This window comes from Marinibactrum halimedae (genome assembly GCF_021234875.1).
Classification (GTDB): Bacteria; Pseudomonadota; Gammaproteobacteria; order Pseudomonadales; family Cellvibrionaceae; genus Marinibactrum; species Marinibactrum halimedae.
In genome coordinates this window covers 40320-64574 of the sequence record NZ_JAJQVM010000012.1, presented here as the reverse complement: position 1 = coordinate 64574, position 24255 = coordinate 40320, and the positions used below count along the sequence as shown (strand labels likewise).

At 43.0% G+C, this 24255-nt stretch carries 20 protein-coding genes; 10 read left to right on the top strand and 10 right to left on the bottom strand.

Translation table 11 applies throughout. The features are described from left to right. Positions 1-428 precede the first annotated feature (428 nt). Positions 429-1808, top strand: coding sequence for a cytochrome-c peroxidase (locus LU351_RS08835; protein ID WP_232593706.1), 1380 nt, complete (start codon positions 429-431; stop codon positions 1806-1808). Between the two features lie 321 nt (positions 1809-2129). Beyond that, on the top strand, positions 2130-3506 hold the full coding sequence (locus tag LU351_RS08830) for an autotransporter outer membrane beta-barrel domain-containing protein (protein ID WP_232593705.1): 1377 nt from the start codon (positions 2130-2132) through the stop codon (positions 3504-3506). Positions 3507-3647: 141 nt separating this feature from the next. Here the strand turns inward: LU351_RS08830 and LU351_RS08825 are convergent, their stop codons facing one another. Then, positions 3648-5096 (bottom strand): hypothetical protein, encoded by a 1449-nt coding sequence (locus tag LU351_RS08825; protein WP_232593704.1) that lies wholly within the window; start codon positions 5094-5096, stop codon positions 3648-3650. A gap of 511 nt (positions 5097-5607) precedes the next feature. On the opposite strand from LU351_RS08825, the gene LU351_RS08820 reads away from it, so the two are divergent. After that, on the top strand, positions 5608-6741 hold the full coding sequence (locus LU351_RS08820) for a hypothetical protein (protein WP_232593703.1): 1134 nt from the start codon (positions 5608-5610) through the stop codon (positions 6739-6741). 207 nt (positions 6742-6948) lie between these two features. On the opposite strand, the gene LU351_RS08815 is transcribed toward LU351_RS08820, so the two are convergent. From LU351_RS08815 to LU351_RS08795, 5 genes are all read right to left on the bottom strand, one after another. Then, positions 6949-7707: an SDR family oxidoreductase gene (locus tag LU351_RS08815; protein WP_232593702.1), complete on the bottom strand. Its 759-nt coding sequence runs from the start codon at positions 7705-7707 to the stop codon at positions 6949-6951. Positions 7708-7801: 94 nt separating this feature from the next. Beyond that, a complete protein-coding gene (locus tag LU351_RS08810) occupies positions 7802-8785 on the bottom strand; it encodes an NADPH:quinone oxidoreductase family protein (RefSeq protein ID WP_232593701.1) in 984 nt (327 codons plus the stop codon). Positions 8786-8928: 143 nt separating this feature from the next. Then, complete coding sequence (locus LU351_RS08805) at positions 8929-9963, bottom strand: phosphotransferase family protein (protein ID WP_232593700.1); 1035 nt, start codon at positions 9961-9963, stop codon at positions 8929-8931. Positions 9964-10095: 132 nt separating this feature from the next. Then, positions 10096-11307 (bottom strand): acyl-CoA dehydrogenase family protein, encoded by a 1212-nt coding sequence (locus LU351_RS08800; protein WP_232593699.1) that lies wholly within the window; start codon positions 11305-11307, stop codon positions 10096-10098. A 177-nt stretch (positions 11308-11484) separates the two neighbouring features. After that, complete coding sequence (locus tag LU351_RS08795) at positions 11485-12174, bottom strand: histidine phosphatase family protein (RefSeq protein WP_232593698.1); 690 nt, start codon at positions 12172-12174, stop codon at positions 11485-11487. Positions 12175-12321: 147 nt separating this feature from the next. Between LU351_RS08795 and LU351_RS08790 the strand changes: the two genes are divergently transcribed. From LU351_RS08790 to LU351_RS08760, 7 genes are all read left to right on the top strand, one after another. Further along, complete coding sequence (locus tag LU351_RS08790; RefSeq protein ID WP_232593697.1) at positions 12322-13266, top strand: LysR family transcriptional regulator; 945 nt, start codon at positions 12322-12324, stop codon at positions 13264-13266. 274 nt (positions 13267-13540) lie between these two features. After that, a complete protein-coding gene (locus LU351_RS08785) occupies positions 13541-14149 on the top strand; it encodes a hypothetical protein (protein ID WP_232593696.1) in 609 nt (202 codons plus the stop codon). Between the two features lie 100 nt (positions 14150-14249). Continuing rightward, the gene (locus LU351_RS08780) at positions 14250-15827 is read left to right on the top strand and encodes a hypothetical protein (RefSeq protein ID WP_232593695.1); all 1578 of its coding nucleotides are present in this window, start codon (positions 14250-14252) and stop codon (positions 15825-15827) included. Continuing rightward, on the top strand, positions 15824-16900 hold the full coding sequence (locus tag LU351_RS08775; protein WP_232593694.1) for a hypothetical protein: 1077 nt from the start codon (positions 15824-15826) through the stop codon (positions 16898-16900). Before LU351_RS08780 ends, LU351_RS08775 begins: the two co-directional genes overlap by 4 nt. A 29-nt stretch (positions 16901-16929) precedes the next feature. Further along, positions 16930-17223, top strand: coding sequence for a hypothetical protein (locus tag LU351_RS08770; protein ID WP_232593693.1), 294 nt, complete (start codon positions 16930-16932; stop codon positions 17221-17223). Positions 17224-17623: 400 nt separating this feature from the next. Further along, the gene (locus LU351_RS08765) at positions 17624-19876 is read left to right on the top strand and encodes a DUF1800 family protein (RefSeq protein WP_232593692.1); all 2253 of its coding nucleotides are present in this window, start codon (positions 17624-17626) and stop codon (positions 19874-19876) included. A gap of 21 nt (positions 19877-19897) precedes the next feature. Continuing rightward, complete coding sequence (locus tag LU351_RS08760) at positions 19898-21238, top strand: DUF1501 domain-containing protein (RefSeq protein WP_232593691.1); 1341 nt, start codon at positions 19898-19900, stop codon at positions 21236-21238. Between the two features lie 138 nt (positions 21239-21376). Here LU351_RS08760 and LU351_RS08755 read toward each other — a convergent pair whose 3' ends face one another. From LU351_RS08755 to sctJ, 4 genes are all read right to left on the bottom strand, one after another. Then, positions 21377-21997: an FMN-dependent NADH-azoreductase gene (locus LU351_RS08755; RefSeq protein WP_232593690.1), complete on the bottom strand. Its 621-nt coding sequence runs from the start codon at positions 21995-21997 to the stop codon at positions 21377-21379. Between the two features lie 144 nt (positions 21998-22141). Continuing rightward, complete coding sequence (gene sctL / locus LU351_RS08750) at positions 22142-22780, bottom strand: type III secretion system stator protein SctL (protein ID WP_232593689.1); 639 nt, start codon at positions 22778-22780, stop codon at positions 22142-22144. Next, entirely contained in the window at positions 22759-23637 is an 879-nt protein-coding gene (locus LU351_RS08745; protein ID WP_232593688.1) for a SctK family type III secretion system sorting platform protein, read from the bottom strand. Before LU351_RS08745 ends, sctL begins: the two co-directional genes overlap by 22 nt. A 12-nt stretch (positions 23638-23649) precedes the next feature. Beyond that, complete coding sequence (sctJ, locus tag LU351_RS08740) at positions 23650-24255, bottom strand: type III secretion system inner membrane ring lipoprotein SctJ (protein ID WP_232593687.1); 606 nt, start codon at positions 24253-24255, stop codon at positions 23650-23652.

Genomic DNA, 24255 nt, shown 5'->3' with positions numbered 1-24255 from the left:
TATTGTTGACGATAAGCCAAATCACGACCATCTGGTTTATCGTCACATTCAACCTCCTGCTCTCACTCATACCATCACTCCTACTCTCAACCCCCCTCCTCTCAGCCCCCCTTTTTCATTTTTTATATCTTCTTTCACACCCTTTGTACTCCCCCTTTTTCGACTCATTTAGATTAACGCGCCAAAAAAAACTTACTTCAGGACAAAAAATAAAACGCCACAAAATGTTTACGAATTCGTGAGGATTAGAACCATCAAATTGTTCAATCTCTGACGTACCGATCATTAACGACCGGAAAAATCTAACAACAGATTTCTCATTGCGCCAATTGAAAAGCGTCTCAACATCATGCGTAAAAAAATACCCTTAAAACACCACATTGGTTTTATCCAGTTATACACAAAACCTACATTTGGAGGCTAGAATAATGAGTCTTAGAAATGTGAAACGCCTGAGAAAAACCACCGTTTACATCGCACTTTCTGCAATCATTAGCTCACCGGCTTTTGCCACCGTTAAATCAGATTTTTCAGACAAAAAACTTAGACACCTATTAAAATATCACCAAGTAAAACCCGTAGACGCACCAGCCCCACGAGATCCCGCTTTAGTAGAGCTGGGTCGAAATTTATTCTTTGAAAAAGAAGTCGCCGGGCGTAGAAATATTTCTTGCGCAACCTGCCATAACCCATTACTCGGCAGTGCCGACAGCCAAAGCCAATCACGCGGACAAGGTGCCATCGGGTTAGGCCCACATCGCCGAGGTGATGGCGATGAATTTTTCCAATTTTTACCCCGTAATACACTTAGCCTTTGGAACCGTGGCGTAGAAGAGTGGGATACCATGTTTTGGGATGGGCGCTTAGGCGGAACCACAGAAACCGGCTTTTTTTCACCGGCAGATCCCTTTACGCCACAGAACTTTTCCAATGCACTCTCTGCGTTCTCCATTATTCCATTAACGCCTGATGAAGAAATGCGAGGCTTCCCTGGCCAACTGGATGTCTTTGGGCAACCCAATGAAATGTCCGAACTCACCAATGCTGATTTCCCATTAATTTGGCCATTGGTTACCGCTCGCGTCACCAATGAAGAAGGCTACGATGAATTACTGGCCGACGCATTTCCAGGCCTAGAAGAAAGCGAACTAGACATAAGCCATATTTCTGAAGCCATTGGCGCTTTTATGGAAGAAGCCTTCACGGCTTTAAATTCACCATTTGATCGTTATCTGGCCGGCGACAACAGCGCCTTATCAAAGAGCCAAAAACGAGGCGCTCTATTATTTTATGGACGAGCAAATTGCGCCAGCTGTCATGCGGGCGGCTTACAAACGGATTTGGATTTTCACAACATTGCTGCACCGCAAGTAGGAACCGGCAGAGGTGATGCCGCCCCATTGGATTTAGGTCGTGGTGCTATTACCGGGAATAAAGAAGACGATTTTAAATTTCGAACTCCATCTTTAAGAAACATCGAGCTGGAATCACCGTATTTTCATAATGGTGCTTATGCCAAACTAGAAGATGCCATCCGCCATCATTTAAACCCCAAAGACGCTTTGGATAATTATGATGCAAATCAAATCGAGCCCGAATTAGCAGGCTTATTTCAAAATGATAAAGTCACCATCAATCGCTTACTCAGCACTGTTGACCCTGCACTCTATATACGAGGAAAGCCCCTGAACGATTCTGACGTGCAAGATTTAATGGATTTTATGCATGCCCTAACCGACCCAGCTTCATTAAACATGCTGGATATTGTTCCAGACAAGCTGCCTAGTGGACTACCATTGGCTGATTAATTTTTAACAAACCTAAAAATACAATCAAAATAAAACCAATACACAGCCGCACAAAATAATTTTTTGTGCGGCATATTCAAAAACAACAAAACCAAAAAAATCTCAATCGATAATTATTACCTCTTATTACACACCCCTCTCAAAAAATAATTCATCAAAATCCTCCCAATTAGATTGACTCATTAATCATTCACAAATAATTAATTTACAAACAACAAGAAATTTTTATAATCCCCCTGATTTCAATCAAAATAATTAGCGCAAAAATCCTTTATTTTCTCTAAAGATTTCTTACAACAGTGCAACAAAAGGATATTGAACATGATAATATTTTCTCGAAACACTTTAATTTCTTGCCTTTTACTCAGTGCCAGTTCTTACGTATCAGCCAACCCAGAAAGCATTGTGGACCAAGATGGAAATGGCTTGATAGAAATTGATTCATTAGAAACCTTAAACTGGATTCGAAATGATTTATCTGGTGAGGCATTGGTTGATTTTCACGGCAATCGATCGTCACAAGGTTGTCCAAACTCTGGTTGCTTTGGGTATGAATTAACCGCAGATTTATCTTTTGACACGTCCGGTGATGGTAAAATTGATGCCGACGACGCTTATTTCGACTATGATGGTGATGGCTCTAACAATGGTTGGTTACCCATTGGTAACGATACTGCAGGATTTGAAGCGGTTTTTAATGGGAACGGCCATACTATTTCTGGGTTATACATCAATAGAGATCAAACCGATATCGAGACCCAAGGTAATAATATCGGCCTATTCGGGAGTTTTCAAAATCATACCTACGACGGTAGAGACCGCAGCGCATACATTTCAAATATTACCATCGAGATTGCCGAGCAAGGTATCACTGGCTACTCCAATGTAGGCACCATCGTCGGTAATATGTACTTTGATAATTACCCATTTTTCTTAGGCATCACCTTCGATAATATTTTTATCAACGGTGACGTACGCGGAAACAACCATGTCGGCGGAATCCTTGGCGCTCATCAGGATGACGGGGATAATAATAGCGGTGTCAAACTCTCGTTTATAAAAAATAATTTCAATGGAACCATTGAAAGCACTTCGAACTTTGCAGGGGGGTTAGTGGGGAATGTCGATGTTTGGGCATACTATGGAAATGTAGTAGTTGAGAATAATCTCATTTCCGGTAGTGTCACCTCCTCCGGCAGCGCATCCTTGGGGGGCATTATTGGAAATGCCGAAATACGAGAAGCGTTTTCTACCATTCAAAACAACAACGTGAATATTACACTGTCTGCTAATACAGGAAGCGCGGGTGGTATAGCCGCTTTTATTCTGGGTGAATACGGTGGCGCAAAGGTGAATTCCAATACCGTCCGTGGTGAAATTAGCACAAACGGTTCCTACCTTGGTGGTTTAGTGGGTGATGCTTATGAGGCGGAAGGTTGGTTCGACGCCCAAGGCAATAAAATATACGCGACGATTTCCGGTGGAAGCCGGTGCACGGGGGGGGTCGCAGGATCTTTACTGTCTACCTCTGATTTCTCCGGCAATATGAACATCTTGGAAAACACTATTTATGGCGACGTAACGGGCAATAGAATAGCGAATGGTGTAGCTGGCTGCACAGCAGCTTTCTCAGACTTTCCTGATCCTATTATTATCGAAGACAACGTAGTAATAGGTACGGTGACGGCAGCACAATAAAATAATCAAAAAGACAAAATAGAGAACACAAAAAAACCGCCATAAACAGTGCGGTTTTTTTGTTCTTCTATCAAATAAATTTTAGCTTACAGCGAATTAAAATACAGACAGTTAAAGCACAGGGGATTCAAATACAGAAAATTAAGGCGTAGAGCAAATTCGGACATCATCAATACCACATTCCACTAAATCACCTGCACTTGCCCCATCTGAGCACAAAACACGAACCACCACATTAGAATTAGCAGGAAGAGCACGAGAAGCAAGCAACCAACTTGCGCTTGATCGAGTATCACCATTACCGACTAAATTCTGGAAGGTATTTCCGCCATCAGTAGAGACCTCAATACGAAAATAATCACCTTCAGCATCATCACCTGTGTCTCGTTGACCATGAAAGTAGCGTAACGACAACGTAGATTCCTGATCAACCGAGTAGATTGGGGAGTTAACAATGCAAACGCCTCCATCCACATCATTGGTACCTGCGGACGAATTGGTGGCCGTAAATAATGCATTATTTCCCAAAGCAGCACCTTCAGCCTGAATGACAACACCACTGGATGTGGTTTCAGTTGGGCGACCAACAACAAAAGCCCCAGTTGAGCATGAAGAGGTTGTTGAGTTTTGCCATCCGCCCTCTCCAGACTCAAACCCTTGCACACTACTGCATGAAGTAGAGGGCGGAGGCGGAGTGCTGCCAAAGACATTATTGATGGCTTGAGCATATTGAGCGACACTCGGGCTATTATCAAAATCATCATAAAGCCACATAAAGCCACCCTCCACCACCGAGCCACAGCGGTTATTCCAATCTCGCATACGACTTTCTACACGGGAGGGCGAGTCATTACGAGACCAAAGGCCGGGGTAAACCGGAATACCCAAATCCCAACTGCACGGATTATTTCCAGAACCTCCCGCATAATTTTGCAAATACAAAGCGTCAACCGTACCGGGTCGCGCGCCATTTACCTCATTTACAAAAGATCGCCAAAAAGACTGCCGTGTGTAAGGAACAATGGCCGTTTTAAAACCGATATCAGCAAGCATAATATGGAAGGCTGCAGCAGACTCAACATGATACTCACTCTCATCGTCATTATTAACCGCATCTACCGATGGAAAAGCCTCTTTTAATGCCTGAAAATTTCGATACAAAATCGAACTCGGATCCGTCTGACAACGACCATTTTGGCAATTGAGCAAATCTCTGACAGCATCATAAGTGCCTGAGCCCGCCGCACTTAAACCAAATTCTACCCGAGTAATAGACGTATTCCCCGTTTTCAATGAAGCAATATCGCTACGAAAATTAGGGTGGGTTTGATCCCCAATATAGACGCCATCTTCTACCAACGGAAATTCACCGTTAAACCCCAAGCTACCATCACTCTCGATATGAATTGTCCATACCACCAAATTAGTAAAACCCGAGTTTTTCAACTCATTAATAGCATAACCACGCTCCCGGTAAACCGGCCCACCCGCGTAAATACCTGATACCGCCTCCACCAACACACTACTTGCAAATGAAATAAAAAGAACCATCAAACGCACTAAATTAATTATATATGTTGTTTTTTTCATAGTATTTCCTAGTAATCAAGAGAAGAAACTACGGGACAGCAAAGAACACTTACAAAACGTTATCCAACCAACCAATGGAAACCAAAAAACATCAGCCGAATGACATAAACTTAATTTTGATGGCATTATTTTGATGACACCCAAAAACCTCTTTAATCACGCAACACACCACCAAAACAATCCATAAAAATCTCAAAAAATATCAGCACTCGTCAAGACACCCTTTTAACTTTTGTCAGAAAAATAACCATAAAAAGCCAACAAAGAAATTATCATGACAAAACATGCAGCACTGACACACCAATCATTCCCTCAACAGAAGCCAAAAACATACAAACAAGAACAATTAGACTGCATGGCACAAGATACTGAAATCTGATAAGTTTATAATTCCAGAAGGATAAAAAATCATCTTAAAATCAGAGTGCCACTTTAAAATAAGAATCAGCAAATTTAAATAAGACTCAACAAATGCATCAGCATTATTGACTGATCAGCCAAGGGAAGCTCAATGAACAAACTCACAGCTTTTTTATTATTTATCCTTTCTGGAACTGTATTTGCCTCCGAATCATATGTGGTGAATACAAGCCACATACTCTATGTAACAAAATCCGAGGATATTAGAGCCTTTATAGAACCCGGCACCGTCTTAAAAAAAGTTAAAATCCCTACCGAAGATTCCTACAAAAGACGGATAAGAGTCATAACACCTGGCGGTCTTGAAGGAGAAGTATCAAGATGGGGATACGATGAGCATAATGAAATTCAAAGAGATGTTGCTTATTTGAAACGCCCTCTCCGTTTCAAAAAAGAAACTTTTCACAGTGGTGATAAGTTTATGACCTCTGTCATTGATGATGAGGATGGCATCCGGGTTGAAGTGGTATACCCTCAACCCTTCCTAAGCCTGAGAGATAACGCGTACTATGTAAGAACACGCACACAAACGATGACCGAAACCGAGTTTGAATATCATTTCAATTTAGTCAGCCCTGGTCCTGTTAATACAAAATTTCCAACATGGGCTCGAACTCGCACCCCCCCTGTAGAGTGGGGATGTGAAAATTCCAAGACAGAAGAATCCGTTATTGAAGTGGGCGGCGGAGCAAAAGTCAGCGCAAAAGGTGGATTCTTTAAATTCTTTGAAGCCGATGCCTACGTTAATAATGACAATAAGAAAACCATAACTTACACCAAAGAGCTCACGGACAAAAACAACAGACACAAAATCACCTATTGGGGGCTAAAATCTAGCACAAAGCCCTCTACCCCTATCTTAGACTTAGCTCTAGAAAAGCTGTCCCCATGCGATAGCACCAAAAAACTTCAGTTTAGCTATGTCATTCATTTTCCTAAACATGAGCATATAGACCCAATCATTATCAATAGAGATTGGGTAAAAGGAAAATTAAAAGAAGGAGGAACATCTCCGATTGCCCTAAACACACTTGATGACTATAGGGCCCTAAAATTTGCATTCCAGGATTTTAAATTCGAACTCACCAGACAAGGGTATGATTTAAACAGTGCTCTACTGCAATACGTTATGATGATCACAGCCAACATCCAAACCAATGTTGAAACCAATAAAAATTTATTGGTCAACTCGCCCATCTCCCAAACCCAGCATTCCCCTAATTAGATGAGCTTTTACTACATACACCATGCTGTCTTATAGCAAGCTTATATATCCTAAATGACAATTTATCGCTCCAGAGAAGTTGTGAGAGGAGAAGTTGTGAGAGGAGAAGTTGAGAAAGGAGAAGTTGAAGGGGTAAATAAAAAAGCCTCAGGATTTTACTGAGGCCTTTTCATTTTAATTCAATCAATAAATCTTCCGTGCGATACACTAAGTATTGATACCGCCATCCACGACAATACACTCTCCATTCGTGTAACTGCTCGCATCGGACGCAAGATAGAGAATGGTGCCTGCCATTTCTTCCGGCTCTGCATGACGACGCATAGGAATATTTTGGACGATGGAATCGTAAACGGACTCATCGAACAAGGCGCCCGCGAATTTTGTTTTCGTCAACCCAGGCAGCAACGCGTTGCATCGAATTCCTAAGGGAGCACACTCTTTTGCGAAAGCTTTGGTCATATTCACTACTGCCGCTTTCGTCATGGAATAAACCGATTGATTTAACCCAGGCGATAGCGCATTAATGGAGGCGGTATTAATGATGACACCACTGCCTTGTGCCTTCATGATTTTTCCTGCCTCCACCGACATGAAAAAATACCCTCGAATATTCACATCAACCGTTTTGGTGAACGCCTCTAATGTGGTATCCAATACATGGCCAAATTGCACATTCGCGGCAGCATTATTCACCAATACATCAAGACGGCCATGGGTCGATTTTATGTGCTCAAACGCTTTCTGAATATCGTCCATATTCCCAACATGGCAGGCCAAGGCTTCGGCTTTGCCTCCATCGGCCGTAATTTCATCTACAACGGCTTGGCACGACTCTTGTTTTCTGCTTGAAATAATGACATGCGCACCTTTTTGCGCAAGGAGTTTCGCACCTGCTTTACCGATACCGGTACTGGCACCAGTGAATAAAACGACTTTTCCGGATAAATCAAATAAATCTTTCATAAAGTTCACCTACCGTCCCAAGGACTACTCTGTTTTTCTCGTATTCTGCTGTGCTTTTATTTATTTTTCCCCAACTATTATTGTTCCCAAACTTTTATTGTTCCCCAATTTGCAACATGACTTTACCCATGACTTTTCGACCCGTGACGTGTTCCAGTGCCTGCTGAGCCTGCTCCAGTGGAAATACGGTATCCACCACCACTTTCACTTTGCCTTGTTGATACCACGCCACCAACTCCTGCATATTATCCATAAAGGCTTGTGGTTCATGGGCCGTAAACGATCCCCAAAAAACCCCGACCACCGAAAACCCTTTCACGAGCGCCAAGTTAATGGGAAATTCAGGAATGGTACCACCGGCAAATCCCACAACTAACAATCGCCCCTTCCAAGCCATGGCGCGGGTACAGGCATGAAATAAATCACCACCGACCGTTTCGTACACCACATCAACGCCTTTTCCATCATTGATTTTTTTCAACTCCGCCTTCACATCACTGGTAGAGGAATTAATGAGAATGTCAGCGCCTTGGCTTTTCGCAAAAGCGAGTTTTTCCTCTGTAGAACAAATGGCGATAACCGTTGCTCCCATCGCTTTGCCAATTTGTACTGCCGCAATGCCTGTTCCGCCTGCCGCCCCCGTAATCGCGAGTGTTTCACCCGGTTGTAAATTGGCCCGTTGCTTCAGGGCATGGTGAGCCGTCGCGTGAGCGGTGATGAGTCCTGCGGCCTCGACCGGGGGAATAAAATCGGGCAATGGCATCACATGAGACATTGGACACAATACCGTCTCTGCATACCCTCCTACACGAGGCAATGCCACAACCGTTCGGCCTGGCGTTAAATGTGGTACACCCTCTCCTACCTCCCGAATAACACCGGCCACTTCACCACCGGGAACAAACGGACATTCCGGTTTTACCTGATATTTGCCTTGTACTATCAGCCCATCGGGAAAATTCACACCCGCCGCCAGTACATCAATTAATACATGACCCGGTTTTACGGTAGGCACTGGAAATTCTCGGTACTTCAATTGATCAATTGGTGCAAATTCTTCACAAACAATGGCTTTCATAATTCTCTCTTTTATTTTTAATTGTTAATCCAATCACAACCACTATTTAAATCACGATCTCTATTTAAATCACAAACACTATCTAAATCACAACGACTTAACACCTATTCTAGAGCGCTTTTTAATACACAATAAAAGCGCGTTTATGCCTTGTTAATGACATCTAATGCAAATTCCGCTAAAGGTTGAACATACTGACCCACCTCTTGAGCCTGCTTGCTAGACGCATTGCCTTCTACGGCGCGTTTTGCAACACCTTGGACAATTGCCGCTAAACGAAAGTAACTAAAGGCTAAATAAAACGCCCAGTGATCAATACCGTCAATGCCCAATGTTTGACAATAACGCTGCACAAATTCTTCTTCCGATGGAATACTCAAGGCGGCACGATCAACACCCATTAACCCCGAAATGGTGCCGATATTGGCCGGCATTCGTAATTGCATACATTGATAGGCGATGTCGGCAAAAGGGTGCCCCAGTGTGGAGAGTTCCCAATCAATGACCGCAAGAATTTTTTGGTTATCCGGCGCGAAAATAAGGTTATCTAAGCGATAATCTCCGTGCACAATGGTGCAACGGCCATCGTCTTCTGGAAGGTGGTCACGGAGCCAATTCATTAAGTCTTCCATGGCCGCAATCGGCGCTAATTCTGCGGCACGATATTGCTGTTGCCATCGATCGAACTGTCGCTGAAAATAATTTCCAGGTTTACCGTAGTCTGATAAGCCTACTTTTTCGATGTCCACTGAATGAATCGCGGCCAACACATCGATCATCTGTTCGTACATGACACCGCGTTGAGTATTAGAGACTTCTGGCAGCGCGGCTTTCCAATAAATATTGCCCTCTACCAATTCCATAACGTAAAACATGGAACCAATAATAGAAGCGTCTTCACATAAATGAATGGGTTTGGCCACCGGAACCGGTGTCTCTAATAAAGCCGATTGAATACGAAATTCACGATCGACGGCGTGAGCGGATTTCAGTAATTTTCCTGGAGGCTGACGACGTAAAACGAAGTGGTCTTTACCGTTACTTAATTTAAAGGTGGGGTTAGATTGCCCACCGGCAAACTTTTCTACCGTAAACGTCGTACCTAACTCTGGGATAATTGGGCGCAAATATTCGGTTAACGCGTTAACATCTAATTGGTCAACGGAGACTTTATCCATTCCAAACTCTCTTTATTCTTGTCTTTATGATTGTTCGAGTGATTAATAAACTACTCATAAACTACTGATGATCGATGTATTTAAAAAGCGTAGTTAAAATGCGTAGTTAAAAAGCATAGTTAAAAAGCGTATTTAAAATGAATAGGCAGACGCTAAATTTCGTCCCAGTTGCATCATATGCACTTCATCCGGGCCATCCGCCAAACGCACCACTCGTGCATAGGAATAAAAACGAGCCAGCGGTGAATCTTGACCCAAACCATGAGCCCCATGAATTTGTATCGCTCGATCAATGACATTACACGCCATACGAGGTGCGACAATTTTAATCATGGCAATTAACTCTTTGGCGCCTTTATTCCCAACCGTATCCATGGCATGGGCCGCTTTTAAAGTCAGCAGTCGAGCTTGCTCGATTTCACAGGCCGAAAGCGCAATGACTTCACGCACAGATTGCTGTTTACTGAGCGTTTTTCCAAAGGCAACACGAGACTCAGATCGCTCACACATTAACTCAAGCGAACGCTGTGCCATACCAATCATGCGCATGCAGTGATGAATTCGACCCGGGCCAAGTCGACCTTGGGCAATTTCGAAACCTTTCCCTTCCCCTAAAATGATATGGCTAGCGGGAACTCGCACATTTTCAAAAATAATTTCAGCATGCCCTTCTGGGGCATCATCCCAACCCATTACCTCCATGGGGCGAACAATTTGAACACCCGGTGTGTTTCTCGGTACAAGAATTTGTGTTTGCTGAACGTATTTATTGTCGTTGTCCGGGTCCGTTTTTCCCATCACTATCAATATTTCGCACTCTTCGTTGCAGGCGCCGCTGATGTAAAATTTATGGCCATTAACGATATACTCGTCTCCGTCGCGCACAATGGAGGTTTCAATATTGGTGGCATCGGAAGAAGCGACTTTTGGCTCGGTCATGGCAAAAGCGGAACGTATTTTTCCATCCAACAATGGCTGTAACCAACGTTCTTTTTGCTCCTCACTGCCATAGCGTGCCAAGACTTCCATGTTACCGGTATCGGGTGCACTGCAATTAAATACCTCTGCACCAATCATAGAGCGACCCATTATTTCCGCCAACGGCGCATATTCCAAGTTGGTTAACCCTTTACCGTAAGGAAGATACGCTGTCGGCAAAAACAAATTCCACAACCCCTGGGCTTGCGCTTTTTGCTTAAGGGACTCCATCACCGCCGGTGTTTTCCAACGCTGTGCATTCAATTGAGTTTGATAAGTGGGTTCTGCTGGAAAAACATGCTCGTTCATGAAGGCCGTAACCGAATCCATAAGAGCTTGGGTTTTTTCACTATAAGAAAAATTCATAAGGCGACTTCCGATTCTCATGATATGAGGTATTTATTGTTAGAATAAGTATCCATTGATTTTCAATTTATACTGGCCATTCATTCCTATTCTGGAGTTCTAACCCTATTCTAGAATTCTAACGTTAACGATCCGTTTGAAATTAACGATCAATTTGCCGTTAACGATCAGAATTCATTAACTATAGGTAATGAACTCTGATCGTTCGCTCGACTCCAAATGCGGTGTTGCATTAAAACCCGTCAACTTGAACCCACCTGAGGTCGCTTGATAGGTAATTTGAGCTGTATTTTTCACCTGAAGGTTAATATCAATAATGCTTTCATTGGGGCAATCCAACACATGGGCCATCAGTGTTGACATCACGCCACCAGAACTCACCACCAGTACGCGGCCATTTCGTGCTGCCTGGCCAATCACCTCTGCTGCCGCGAGCACTCTTCCGGTAAAGTCTGTCCAGGTTTCTTGAAAATCGGGGTGATGCGAGGGGTCTAACTCATTGCTCATCCACGCCAACATGGCTTTTCGCAACAACTTAAAAAATTCACGGGGTGTCATCCCTTCCAACACCTGTTGATTAGCAGACTTCGCTTGGTATGCGGCGATCACCGCTTTGAAATCAAATTCATTCAATCCTGCATGGACTTGAAACGGCTCAACGGTGCCCTCAAAAGCGGTACAGAGACTTTCTGCCGTCTCTCGATGTCTGACTTGTTCCCCTACAAACACGTGATCAAACCGCAAGCCCTGCACACGATAGTAGTCACCCAACCAGCGAGCCTGTTGGTGGCCTAATGTAGAGAGCTTATCGTAATTGGCCGCACCAAATGACGCTTGCCCGTGGCGCACCATCAATACATTGGACATCCCCCCCCTCCTTTCAATTATTCAGTCAATGTAAACCGATTCAGGTATTGATCGACCCACTAAGACTTTCAGAATAGCGCTGAGTTAGCCATAATTTAAATTTATTTCATGAATTATGTACTATTCACAAAACATATAGTTTAAAAAATGAACACTCTACAAAAAATTGATTTGAATCTGTTTGTGGTTTTTGCTGCGATTTACCAAGAGCGCAATCTGACTCGAGCCGCCGAAACCCTCTTTATCACACAGCCTGCCGTCAGCAATGCACTTAACCGACTGCGTGCGCTTTATGATGACGAGCTGTTTATTCGTTCGGGCAAGAGCATGGTACCCACCCCCACGGCAGAAGCCATGATTGAAAAGGTAAGAGCCGCTCTGAATTTAATGCAAGATAGCCTAATGGCAAATTCGAAAACGTTTACCCCTGAGCTTTCCTCTCATGGAATCAGTTGCAGCATGAATGATCTTGCTGAGTCAATGATTCTTCCGAGGCTGTTAAAACACCTCAAGCAGAGCGCCCCCGGAATGACACTCAGCAGTTACTATGTGCAAAGGGATCGGCTCATTCATGAATTGGCAGCGCGAAGATTGGATTTTGCCATTGATGTTCCTCTCATTGCAGACCCACAATTGCGTCATTCTCAGCTGCATGAGGATGCTTACGTCTGCGCGGTAAGAAAGCGCCATCCGCTTGCGAAACCATCGCTTGAGAAACAATCACTAGCAAAACCATCACTGGCGAAACATTCACTTGATTTAAGCACGTATTTAAACGCCAAACACCTGCATATCTCCAGTCGACGCCACGGAAGTAATACGGTGGATTTATGCTTGCAACAACTGGGAGAACATCGTGACATTCGAGTACGGCTTCAACACTATTTACTGGCACCCAAAATATTAGAATCAACCGATCTATTGTGGACATTACCGAAAACGTTAGCCACCCAACTCAAACTTCACTATTTCCCCTTGCCCTTTCACGTACCGGCAGTGGAATGGCATCTATTTTGGCACAAAAATACAGACAACGACCCTCTACAGTGTTGGCTGAGAGAGCTCATCACCATTATTGCCACTTCTTCTTAACACCGATTTTATTCAATGACACCTAAACAAACTTATTCAACATTGAAAACAGTGTTAAAAGACAACAAAGAATTTCAAGACTCTTTTTCATCGCACTACCATAAAAGCAACTCGTTAAAATTCTAAAATATTCTGAGTGATCAGTAGCATTTCTGACACATATATATGAACCTAACGCTAGATTTATAAAAAGTCTATACTCATTTTCAATGCGCTGCTCATGAGTCCTTACTGACACACTCGTGAGGCACTCTACATTCAAAAGGAACTTGATATGATGGAGCATGGATCCATTCGAGCCAGTTTATTTAGGCCTTCTCAACGCTTTAATGCTTCAATCGACAATCCCTTTTTTGTCGCGCTGGAAAATGAAATTAACGCCGCGTTTGTCGATGACTCACTGAAACTCGAATTAAACATTCAAGAATCTTACATCTGTAATCGTCCGTCTGAATTCGACAATGATACTATTGATGCTATGGCATCACGATTACCCGATGACATTTTGTCATTCTTGCGCCAATTTACGCCAGGCCATCACTTACTGCCAGCGTATTATGAACTGGATTTTCTGAATTTTTTATTGAACTCCAAATCAAATAAAGTGCTTGCCATCGTTGGGTCAGTCGGATCAGGGAAATCGACGTACTTATCTTTTATTTTTCGGCGGATGGTAAAAGAGTGCCCTTCACTCAATGATTTCTTACCCGTTATTGTTGATGGGCTTCTTATTGGTGATGATGATTTCCGGCACTACGAATTGTGCCGCCGACTCCATGAAGACTGCAAATTTTATACTCAACTTCACATAAAAAAGCCTCAAGCTTTTGAGATCTGCAATGGCTTAGACCAGTACTTTGCAAAAAAACATAGAAGCGACTAAAAACCTTATTAACTCAACGTCGATCACCCTATATATACAGCACTTTAAAAAGCTTGCACCTGAAAAAAAGATAATTATTGCATTTGACAATCTAGACCAAATGACCTCTAGCGCTGTCTCTAAAATTTCTCACCTTGCGCGTGCTTTATATTTACAAGATGGCAACCCTGTCATTTTAAGCATGAGACCACCGACCTTTGCAACTCATGTTGAAACCGATGCAAATCGTGGTGCCTTTTATACGTTCCGAATTTACCTTTCGCCACCGAACATTAAAGAAATTATCAACAAGCGCATTGAGCGTATATTTTTATCTCCCGAACCCATCTCCATTTCAGACCCACGGTCTGGCTTTATTTTATCGGTTGCCAATCGCAAAGAAGCTATTCAACGCGTCAATCATCATATACTCAATATTGCCCATCAAGATCTTATACTTAGAGGTCTATCGAATAATAACGTTCGTAGAGCTTTGCTCTGCTTCCAATGTTTTTTACGATTTCCTGACTTAGATTTCAGAACCCTATTTGATGTAACACTGGCTAGCCGCCATGACAGTAAATCGGACGACCGTAAACATTCTTGGTCTGAGCACTTTTTGAAAGGGCTTATGCTTTCAGGACACCGCTATTTTCGTTCATCCAGACGCTCAGTAGTCTCGAACATTCTCTTTCTAGAGTCCAATGAATTTGGGCTAAGCTATACCATTTTGTATCGGGTACTATCGGCATGTTATTGGTCTAAGGGCTTAGTGAAAAAGTACTCCGTTTTTGAATGGTTTTCAAATTTATACGCAGAATCTCATGTCAAGAAAGCCATGGAAATGCTATTAGATACTCGACTTCTTACCTCTCCCGAGCACGAATATAAAGTGAGAGACATCAGCCATGTGTCGATTTCAGAAGCCGGTAATTATTATTTAGAACAGTTAATTAAAGAACAAACCTATCTTTATGAAGCTATATTTGATATCCCCCTACATCATAAAGGGTGGAATGAAGAATCTAAAGAAGATTTTCACCAAAGAACCAACTCTATTCTCGAATACTTACATGCGTTAGTAGAAGCTGAAGAATTAGAATGTACCATCATCGAAAAATCCAGATTTAGAGAAAAGCTCTCAGGTATTTTTCGACACTCAGGCTTACTATGCCACCGTATTCACTCCCTTGCCCTGCGTATTGGCAACAACGGAAAGCGCTCCAAAAATAAGCGCATTAAAGAGGTCGCAGAGAGTTTCTGTATACAGTTAGAAGACATTAATCATAAAATCAAACAAATTGAGAAAACACTACGAAGCTATGGATCAGAAAGCATTGGGCACTTACTGCAACAAAATGAGCAAAAGTCTCATACCTGGAATCTAGGTTCAAAAGGGCAGTTTGTGTTCAAGCACCCACCGATATTACTACCAGAGTCCAATAACTTATTACATGCCGAGCTGTTACTAAAATTACCCCACGAACCAGAGGTTATTATGGTTCATTTAATGGCAGACAATGAGACCAACAAAATTCCTTGTCGAGCCATGTGGCCCCTAAAAAAACAACCTTATCAAAGTAAATATATGGGTGAAATTGCTTTATCCAACATAAAAGAAAGCCAAACATTACCCACTTCATCTTTAACGGTTTTTGCTGACAGCCGTGCCTTATTTACAAAGCAGGTCACACCATGAAATCAAAAATACTGACTTACTGCTTCGCCTTTTATGACGAACAAAAATCCCTCTTAAAAATCGACATTAATGGCGGCAATGATCCCGCTGCCCGCTATGCCATTATGGAGCAAGAGGTATCCACCAACAAAATAGAAGCATTGCAAAGAAAAATCCAAGAGTATTGGACTTTTGTTGATAACAAAATTAAAGAAGGCATTGTTGACATCAAAGACAATGAACGTAAAAGAAAAATTTTCTTTGAAGATTTAAAAATGTTTGGCGGAACTATCGCCAGTTTATTGCTACCCAAGGATGTTATGACCGAGTTATGGAAGCACGCTGCTGGCTCAGACATTTTCTGCCTGGCCACCAACATGCAATGGGTTCCGTGGGAGTCGCTCTATAACCCCGATACCGAGCAAGGTGAATTTTTATCTGATAACTGTGTTATATCACGCATACCCACCAAAACCACCATGGATACAATGCAAAAATGCGAAGAAGTCTCTGGTCGAATTATTTGTCTCGATCCGGTACTCAATCAAGATTATACCCACGAGGCTGCACAAACTGCATCCGCCATTTTTGAAAGCAAAGGTGAAGATGTTTACCTTACCGATTTAATTGGCGATTTCACCAAAAAAGTGTCGAATAAGCAATTGATCAGTTGGATATGCGAGCATGAGGTAGATCGAGGTTTGCGACTGTGTGAAGATGTCCATTTCACTTGCGACAATTGCTATACCCATCGGTTTCCACCCGGCTCCGTCGTCTTTATTATGTCTTGCAGTACCGCACGTGCGGATATAAAAGAGGAAGGTTACGGCGCTCGCATTGTCGCCTCCAGCGATTGTACCGTTATTGCCCCCTCTTCCATTATTGCGGCCAGAGCCGGTATTGATTTCGCCAGTCGATTAATTGAACTCGCCAGAAAACAAGCTTGCTCAGCGGTGTTTGAATTATGGACATTACTGAAACGCCCCTTGGAAGGCGAACTCGCCGATGACGGTAACATCACACCAGAAAAATGCTATGCCTTGTGGTTTTGTATTTTTGGCAACTGCGAAGCAAGCTTAGAATCCATTCAATAAAACTGACTCTATAAGGAATACATCGCATTATGACTGAATTTGCCATCACGATTACCGATGACGATATCAAAACATTTCAATCTGAAAAATCACCCAAAATTTCCGTTCTGGGGAAAAACGATGACGATGACAATCAAAACGCCCAAGTGTTAAAAGAACTGTTTCCTAAAATCATTACAAAGAAACTAGAAAAAATGATACCCGATCATTACGGCATCGCCGAAATCACCATGACAATTGGCATTCAAGGCAATGCGCTCGGGCAAAAACTCTCTGGGCAAGTTCAAGTTAAGTTTTCACCGAAACCTGAAAACACCCAGTAAGAATCAAGAAAGCAATTAATTTTTTATTTAACAAGATATTTTTGCTTAAAAAATTTTGCCTCCTCTACTTTCTGAATGATTTTTTTGATAAATCTGCAGACTGACAGACAAATCTTAATCCCTCTCTGAACATGCTAACACTGCCCACGACTGCCAGTGCATGACTTCTTTCATTAAAAACGACTGATAAAAACAACTGACATTAGCGTTTAATTATACCGAAGACGAGCGCTATAAGTCTGTAAGGGCGTGTGATTCGATGTAACTCGATGTAAGTCCATGTAATTTTAATCCGCGCAAAACCTTACTAGCGTCTAAGGAAACAACTGTTTCAATAGCAATAAAAAACACAGTATTTTTTCATTGAACAACAGGAGAATTTCGTTGTGATGAATTCTATTTGCGATTACATGCAAAGCAGCATAAGAGCCAGTACCCCCCCTTCTCTTCAACGTTACGCGATGCGCAACCTACCGCTTCTCCCCCCACTAATTCAACGCTTTTTGGAAATCGTCTTATCACCTTTGCCATGGGAGTATTTCTAAGTGCCAATGCCGCAGCCATGGAACCGCTGGAAGCTGTGAGGCTTTTGCAGCAAGGGACATTTGGCCCCTCTCAATCAGACGTTAATCGTTTAGAAAATATGACCGCTGAACAATGGGTTGATGAGCAATTAATGTTACCCCCCACCTTTCAATACAAAGGGCAAGACTTTGGAAGAAGGCCTATGGGCCGCTATCGCAGCTGGTTTCACTCGGCGTTCTATTCTGAAGATCAATTAAGGCAACGCATGGCGTTTGCACTTAGCCAGATATTTGTTGTATCGCAAGCAGGTACTAAATTGCATAACCATCAATCTGGCTTGGTTACTTATTACGATACCTTAATCAAACACGGTTTAGGTAATTACCGTGATTTAATGTACGACGTCACCATGCATCCGGCGATGGGGGTTTTTCTAACCTATGCACCCAATAACGCGGCACCCGCTAACAGTGCACAAGAGGCAGATGAGAATTATGCACGAGAACTGTTGCAGCTGATGAGTATAGGACTTTATGAGCTGAATATGGATGGCACCTTTAAGCTTGAGAATGGCGAACGCATCGAAACCTATACCCAAGATCACATAAAAGCGTTTGCAAAAGTATTTACCGGTTTTTGCTTCCAAGATATTCGACGAGACTCTGGTAATTACACCTGTGATGACCGTTTTGGTGACTACACAGTGCCTCTTATACGCGCATTAGGCAGGCACGACAAAACGGAAAAACGCTTGTTCCCAACCCCTGAGCACCCGGACGGACAAATCTTAGCAGCTAACTCAGGTATGTCTCATGACGAGTTCGAGGACGAGGTTGATGCCGCACTCGATAATATATTTGCCCACCCAAATGTGGCACCGTTTGTCAGTGAACGTTTAATAAAAATGCTAGTGACCTCTAATCCATCACCAAACTATATCAAAGACGTTGCCAGTGTATTTAATGACAATGGGCAAGGCGTCAAGGGCGATCTGGCCGCCGTAGCCAAAGCAATATTACTTCACAACGAAGCCAGACATGGGCACATTAACGATACAACCGTCTTTGGTAAGGTAAGAGAACCCCTATTGGCATTGACCCATTACTATCGCGTCTTAGATGTTTGGCAAGACGGCGACACACCAGAATATGGCTTTTACGGGCTCGCAGATAGCCTATTCAGTGCCCCCATGATGGCACCTTCTGTATTCAATTTTTATCAATTTAATTACGCACATCCATTATTAACCCGTGCGGCAGCACCAGGAGATATTGACCCACCTGACATACCCAGTGAAGAAATTGTACAGCTTGAATCAGATAATTATCCCAACCATTTCATTCACCATTACGGTGACGGTAAGCAAGTTAGGATTGATAATTCAACCGACAATATCGAAGCAACGAAATGGAAAATTGTGCCAGGAATAGCGGGAGAAACAGGGACAATTTCTTTAGAATCCGTAGATACACCTAACCACTATTTAAGGCACAAAGGTGGGGGTATCTATCTTGATGCTTACACCAACACAAATCTATACAGACAAGATGCAAGCTGGAAAGCCCGTGGCGATGTTAGTTGGATTGGCGAAACACAAACCAGTGACCAACTTACTTGTGTGAATCAGTGTGCACTAGAGTCACTTAACTATGGCAATGAGTATATGCGCCACAAAAGTTGGGTGCTGATACGTACACCGATTAATAGTGTCCTAGACCAAGCTGATTCAACCTTTTCATTTCATTTAGTTGAACCAATTCAAGCGCCAGATTCAAATACACTCCCACCTGCATCAGTCGGTGAAAATACCGTATCTCCTGTACTTGGTGTTTACGCCGAAGATGCGATGTTAAACGGCTTTAACTTTATCTTTCACAATATATTGAAACGACCAGAAGCAAATCGAGCACACGGGCAACGTATTGTCAGTTTGATTGGCAATAAAACCGATGAAGAAGTGGAAAATGCCATCAATTACATTGACCTAATGTTTACATCAGGCGAGATGTCCGACGCGATGCGCAATGAAATCAAACACATTATGCAGCATCAAAGTGACCGTTATCGCTCAGTGCGAGACACCATGATGATGTTGTTCACCAGCCCTGACTTTATGGTTCAACGCTGATACAGTCGTGGAGAAAATAAAATGAAAAATGTAAAAATAAATCGACGCGGCTTTATCAACGGAGCGTTAAAACTCACTGCTGGTGCGACCGTCGCTTACACCGCTTCGGGTGTGCAAATGTTGAATGCCGCTATACCGAATGACCAAGGTGATTACAAAGCATTGGTCTGTGTGTTTTTGTACGGCGGTAATGATTCCCATAACATGCTAGTACCTATGGAGGGAAGTGTTCTTGCAGACTACCAAACAGTACGAGGCTCGCTCGCGAGACAGGCGTCTGCCGAAATGGAAATTTTTCCCGAAGGGCAAAGTTTTGAGGGCAGACTCGCCTTTGTTGATGAAATGAGCGCGGTAAAAGCATTATTCGATCGTAAAAAACTCGCCATACAAGGCAATGTTGGAGCACTGATTAGCCCACTGCCCAATGGACCAAAGCCTAAGGGGTTATTTGCCCACAATGCCTCACAAGAAAACTGGATGCGTGGCGCAGATTTAGGCCAAAAGCCTACCGGCTGGGGCGGACGATTACTCGATGCCTACTTTGGCGACGCAGCAGAGAATACCAACTTCTTACGCAATATCAGTATCGGTGGCAGTAATTCCTGGCAAACAGGTCTGAATAGTCGCGCCTATTCTGTACCAACCAGTGGTGAAATCGGTAAAGACTATCGATATTCAAGAAGTTGGGATAATCGACGTACTCATCGTCAAGAACTGATAGATAATTACCACGGCAGCTACCAAAGTGACCATATACTCAAGTCTGCATTTTCCAGGCTTTACAATAACGCCGTTGACAATAATGCATGGTTGGCAGAAGAGTTAAGCAGTGTCAGTATTGCTCATGAGTTTCCAGACAGTAGCTTGGGCAAACAATTGGGCGCTGTAGCGAAGTTTATACGACTGGGCAAAGCACAAGGACTGAAGAGACAAGTATTTTTTGTCGGACTCGGGGGTTTCGATACTCACAATAACCAGGTTAATTCGCATCCTGGTTTGTTGTCTCATGTGAGTAATGCAATGGCGAGTTTTTATGACTTTACAGAAAATGAAAGGATAGCAAACGAAATCACCAGCTTTACTATGTCTGATTTTGGTCGTTCCATTCGCTCCAATGGTAATGGTACCGATCACGGTTGGGCCGGACATCAATTTATTGTTGGCGGTGCGGTTGAAGGCGGCAAAATATACGGAGATTTACCTTACCAAAATGTCAATACCAGTTTGCGACCAACCACATCCAATGAGCAAATGTTTGCTTCACTGGCACGTTGGTATGGTTTTAACGACGACAGCGTATTAAATAATTTATTTCCAAACTTGAAACACTTTTCTTCGAATTTTATTCACTATTTTGCCTAAATCGAAAATCCCCCAGGGTAAGCCTGGGGTTTTCCTTAAAGCACTCCGATTCAGATAGGGGCCGCGCCTTTTTAGTGATATCACTTATATTTCATGCACAAGCTATAATTCATGAACAAACGGTAATTCATAAACAAACTAGGCATCACCCAATTCAAACGCCGCAACCAAATTAGCAATGTGTTGGGTGGCATCATTGAGTGCAGATGCTTTAGACTCCTCACCAAGATTCAAACCTTCCGCATAGACAAACCTCAACGATTCAAACCCCAGTAAACCAAAAAACTGTTTTAACAGCGGCGCTTGGTAATCTTGCCCCGAAGATTGATAGACCCCTCCTCGGGCCGCCAAAACATAAATGGGCTTGTCTTTCAGTAATCCCACCGGGCCATTTTCTGTGTATTTAAAGCTTACACCCGCCCGAGCAAGATGATCCATCCAGGCTTTAAGCTGGCTGGGTATACTGAAGTTGTACATGGGCACCGCCAGTACAATCGCGTCCGCACGGGTCAGCTCTTCCAGGAGATCGTCCGCAAAATCAACCACCGACTGTTGCTCGCTAGAGCGTGTTTCGGGGTCAGAAAACAAGGCCCCAATGCGCTCACCGTCCAAATGAGGAATAGGGTTTGCCACCACGTCTCGCTCCACGACGTCGGCATCCGGATATCGAGCTTTCCATTGTTGACAAAACGTCTCCGCCAACCCGCTAGACTGCCCGCCCTGCCCAAATACGCTGCTTTTAACGACCAAAAGATTCATGCTGTGACCTCACTGGTTAATGGTGAATGAGGTCATTATCCATTCGATGGAGCCCTTATAAAATCGGATAAAATTGAACTCTTTATTCTATTTTTTCGAAAGTTAAAACTGACTATGAGACTATGAGACTATGAGACTATGAGACTATGAAGAGGTGTCAAGGTGCGTATTCTCAGAGACCCCACTTAAGCTTCTTTCAATAGCATTCAATTGCGATTCCAAATCAATGGTTAAAATACCCATTGGCGTCTCCATTAAGCAGCTGCCAACATTCACCCGGTCATCTTCCTTAACATCTAGTTGGTTAATGCCTGAATACTGGCTTCGAATGGCTTTAACGCGCTCAGAAAATACAGAATACTGTTGTGGTGCCACACGCAATATGACTTTCTGGACATTGTATTGCGTGTTTAAAGCTTGTTCGACTAATTTTAATACGAGAGCTTCTTGCTCCATCTCACCCAAGAGTTTTCGAGATACCTCAATCACCAAATTGGCAATATTGTCTGCGCGTGATTCGAGAAATTTTTGAGCTTGCTTCAAGGTGGTCAAGACTATCTCTGCTTGTTCTGATTGCACCGCCTCAAAGCCTTTCCGATAACCTTCCTCACACGCTTTTTGCTTTTCTCGCTCCGCGTCTTTAACAATCTGCTTTGCTTTTTCTTTCGCTTCCGCCACAATCGCCTCCCCCTCTAGGAAGTACTGATACTCACTGCGTTTCACGATTTTCGTCGAGGCATCTATCGTAAGCTTTTGAGGAGTTATTTTAATAGCGGCAGACATTGTGGCTCCAAATGACGAATAATTTTACGAATAAGAATAGAAAGTCGGGACAACTCATTTTCACTAATAGCGCTGATATCAAGCGATTCAAAATCCGGTGCTGTAGTCTCTCTACGAGGAAGTTTCAGCGAACAATATTGTTGCCAAACACGTATTTTCTCAGCACTGGAATGATTTTTCACTCTGAGGCCTTTCGCTTTAAAATCTTCCGCCTTGAGACCTTCCCCTTTGAGATATTCCCTCTCTAAGGCTTTAGTGAAAATAAACTCACCGATGGCGGTTAAATTTACCAACGCTTGCGAGTGTGTATTCCATACGGGCACACACGCTTTCAGTCGCTCAAACAAATGCGGAGGTTGCGCTAATAATAGTGGGCCCGTTTTTTCAATATAATCGAGAGAGACCCGATCTAAATACAGTGACAATTGCTGATGGAAACGCTTTTCGATGATTTTTTTCGATTCGATACGATAACACAGCGCCCCCAATACCGTCATAATACGCTCCAAACGTTGTGTAGGGGCAAAGAGAACTCGCGCCAATGGTGTACTGAAAAATCGCCACTCTATTCCCTGTAATTCAAGTATTTTCTTTACCCAGCTCTGCACGCTTTTGCATTGCAATAATTGCCTGTGCACCTGCGGAAAGGCATAGTCTTGCCAACTTTTATGCAGCCAAGTAGCAGGCGAGTTATTCAATTGCATCCAACCTTGAAAAACCTCACTGCAAAGCAAACTTTTTACCTCATCAATTGGCATTGTCTTTAAATCATTAATTGTCTCTAAATGATTAACTGTCTCTATGCCAGAAAAAACAGGACTCTCATCGACGACGGTTTGCTCACGACATCCAGACATGAACGAACACTCTTATCTTTTTGCGTAATTTGACGCTGCGGGAAAAATCACCACGGCGACGTTTTCATAGTCAAGCTGATCCACCGAATTCGCCACCATTGCTTTCACTTGGGGAATGTAAGACTTCATCGGCACCTTACTATCGTATTTAATAAAGACAGACGCTTTAGCAAACTTTTTCTCTTCTTCTTTTTTGGTTTTATTCTTCGCTTCCTCAGTTGGTAATACCAAATGTACTTTCGCCGTCAGCACGCCATCAATATTCGATAAGGTTGATGCGATATCTTGCGACATCGCAAAGGCATACCGTGCATTATCAGCCATTGGCGATTGAATCAATCCGCCTTGCGGAAAAACATCATTGATTGAGGCGTATTTTTTTCGTGGATAAGAATGGCGAGATAGAAGATCCATTGCTTGCGTCAGTTGATCTTCCTGCACACTAAGGTTAATACTCCCGCCTTTACCTGCCGCCTTCTCTGCCTTAATGCCCTCAGAAAGAAGTAACGCGAGCATTTCATTCCCTTCTTTTTCTTGAAGACCAGAATATAACTCAACTTTACATCCCATGAGCAATAGGCAGGTTAGGCCAAGCCCAATACACTTCAATCTAAACAT

Bases quoted from the DNA above. Each gene is read 5' to 3' on its own strand.
- LU351_RS08835 (WP_232593706.1), top strand. From the start codon at position 429: ATGAGTCTTAGAAATGTGAAACGCCTGAGAAAAACCACCGTTTACATC.
- LU351_RS08830 (WP_232593705.1), top strand. From the start codon at position 2,130: ATGATAATATTTTCTCGAAACACTTTAATTTCTTGCCTTTTACTCAGT.
- LU351_RS08825 (WP_232593704.1), bottom strand. From the start codon at position 5,096: ATGAAAAAAACAACATATATAATTAATTTAGTGCGTTTGATGGTTCTT.
- LU351_RS08820 (WP_232593703.1), top strand. From the start codon at position 5,608: ATGAACAAACTCACAGCTTTTTTATTATTTATCCTTTCTGGAACTGTA.
- LU351_RS08815 (WP_232593702.1), bottom strand. From the start codon at position 7,707: ATGAAAGATTTATTTGATTTATCCGGAAAAGTCGTTTTATTCACTGGT.
- LU351_RS08810 (WP_232593701.1), bottom strand. From the start codon at position 8,785: ATGAAAGCCATTGTTTGTGAAGAATTTGCACCAATTGATCAATTGAAG.
- LU351_RS08805 (WP_232593700.1), bottom strand. From the start codon at position 9,963: ATGGATAAAGTCTCCGTTGACCAATTAGATGTTAACGCGTTAACCGAA.
- LU351_RS08800 (WP_232593699.1), bottom strand. From the start codon at position 11,307: ATGAATTTTTCTTATAGTGAAAAAACCCAAGCTCTTATGGATTCGGTT.
- LU351_RS08795 (WP_232593698.1), bottom strand. From the start codon at position 12,174: ATGTCCAATGTATTGATGGTGCGCCACGGGCAAGCGTCATTTGGTGCG.
- LU351_RS08790 (WP_232593697.1), top strand. From the start codon at position 12,322: ATGAACACTCTACAAAAAATTGATTTGAATCTGTTTGTGGTTTTTGCT.
- LU351_RS08785 (WP_232593696.1), top strand. From the start codon at position 13,541: ATGATGGAGCATGGATCCATTCGAGCCAGTTTATTTAGGCCTTCTCAA.
- LU351_RS08780 (WP_232593695.1), top strand. From the start codon at position 14,250: ATGACCTCTAGCGCTGTCTCTAAAATTTCTCACCTTGCGCGTGCTTTA.
- LU351_RS08775 (WP_232593694.1), top strand. From the start codon at position 15,824: ATGAAATCAAAAATACTGACTTACTGCTTCGCCTTTTATGACGAACAA.
- LU351_RS08770 (WP_232593693.1), top strand. From the start codon at position 16,930: ATGACTGAATTTGCCATCACGATTACCGATGACGATATCAAAACATTT.
- LU351_RS08760 (WP_232593691.1), top strand. From the start codon at position 19,898: ATGAAAAATGTAAAAATAAATCGACGCGGCTTTATCAACGGAGCGTTA.
- LU351_RS08755 (WP_232593690.1), bottom strand. From the start codon at position 21,997: ATGAATCTTTTGGTCGTTAAAAGCAGCGTATTTGGGCAGGGCGGGCAG.
- sctL (WP_232593689.1), bottom strand. From the start codon at position 22,780: ATGTCTGCCGCTATTAAAATAACTCCTCAAAAGCTTACGATAGATGCC.
- LU351_RS08745 (WP_232593688.1), bottom strand. From the start codon at position 23,637: ATGTCTGGATGTCGTGAGCAAACCGTCGTCGATGAGAGTCCTGTTTTT.
- sctJ (WP_232593687.1), bottom strand. From the start codon at position 24,255: ATGTTTAGATTGAAGTGTATTGGGCTTGGCCTAACCTGCCTATTGCTC.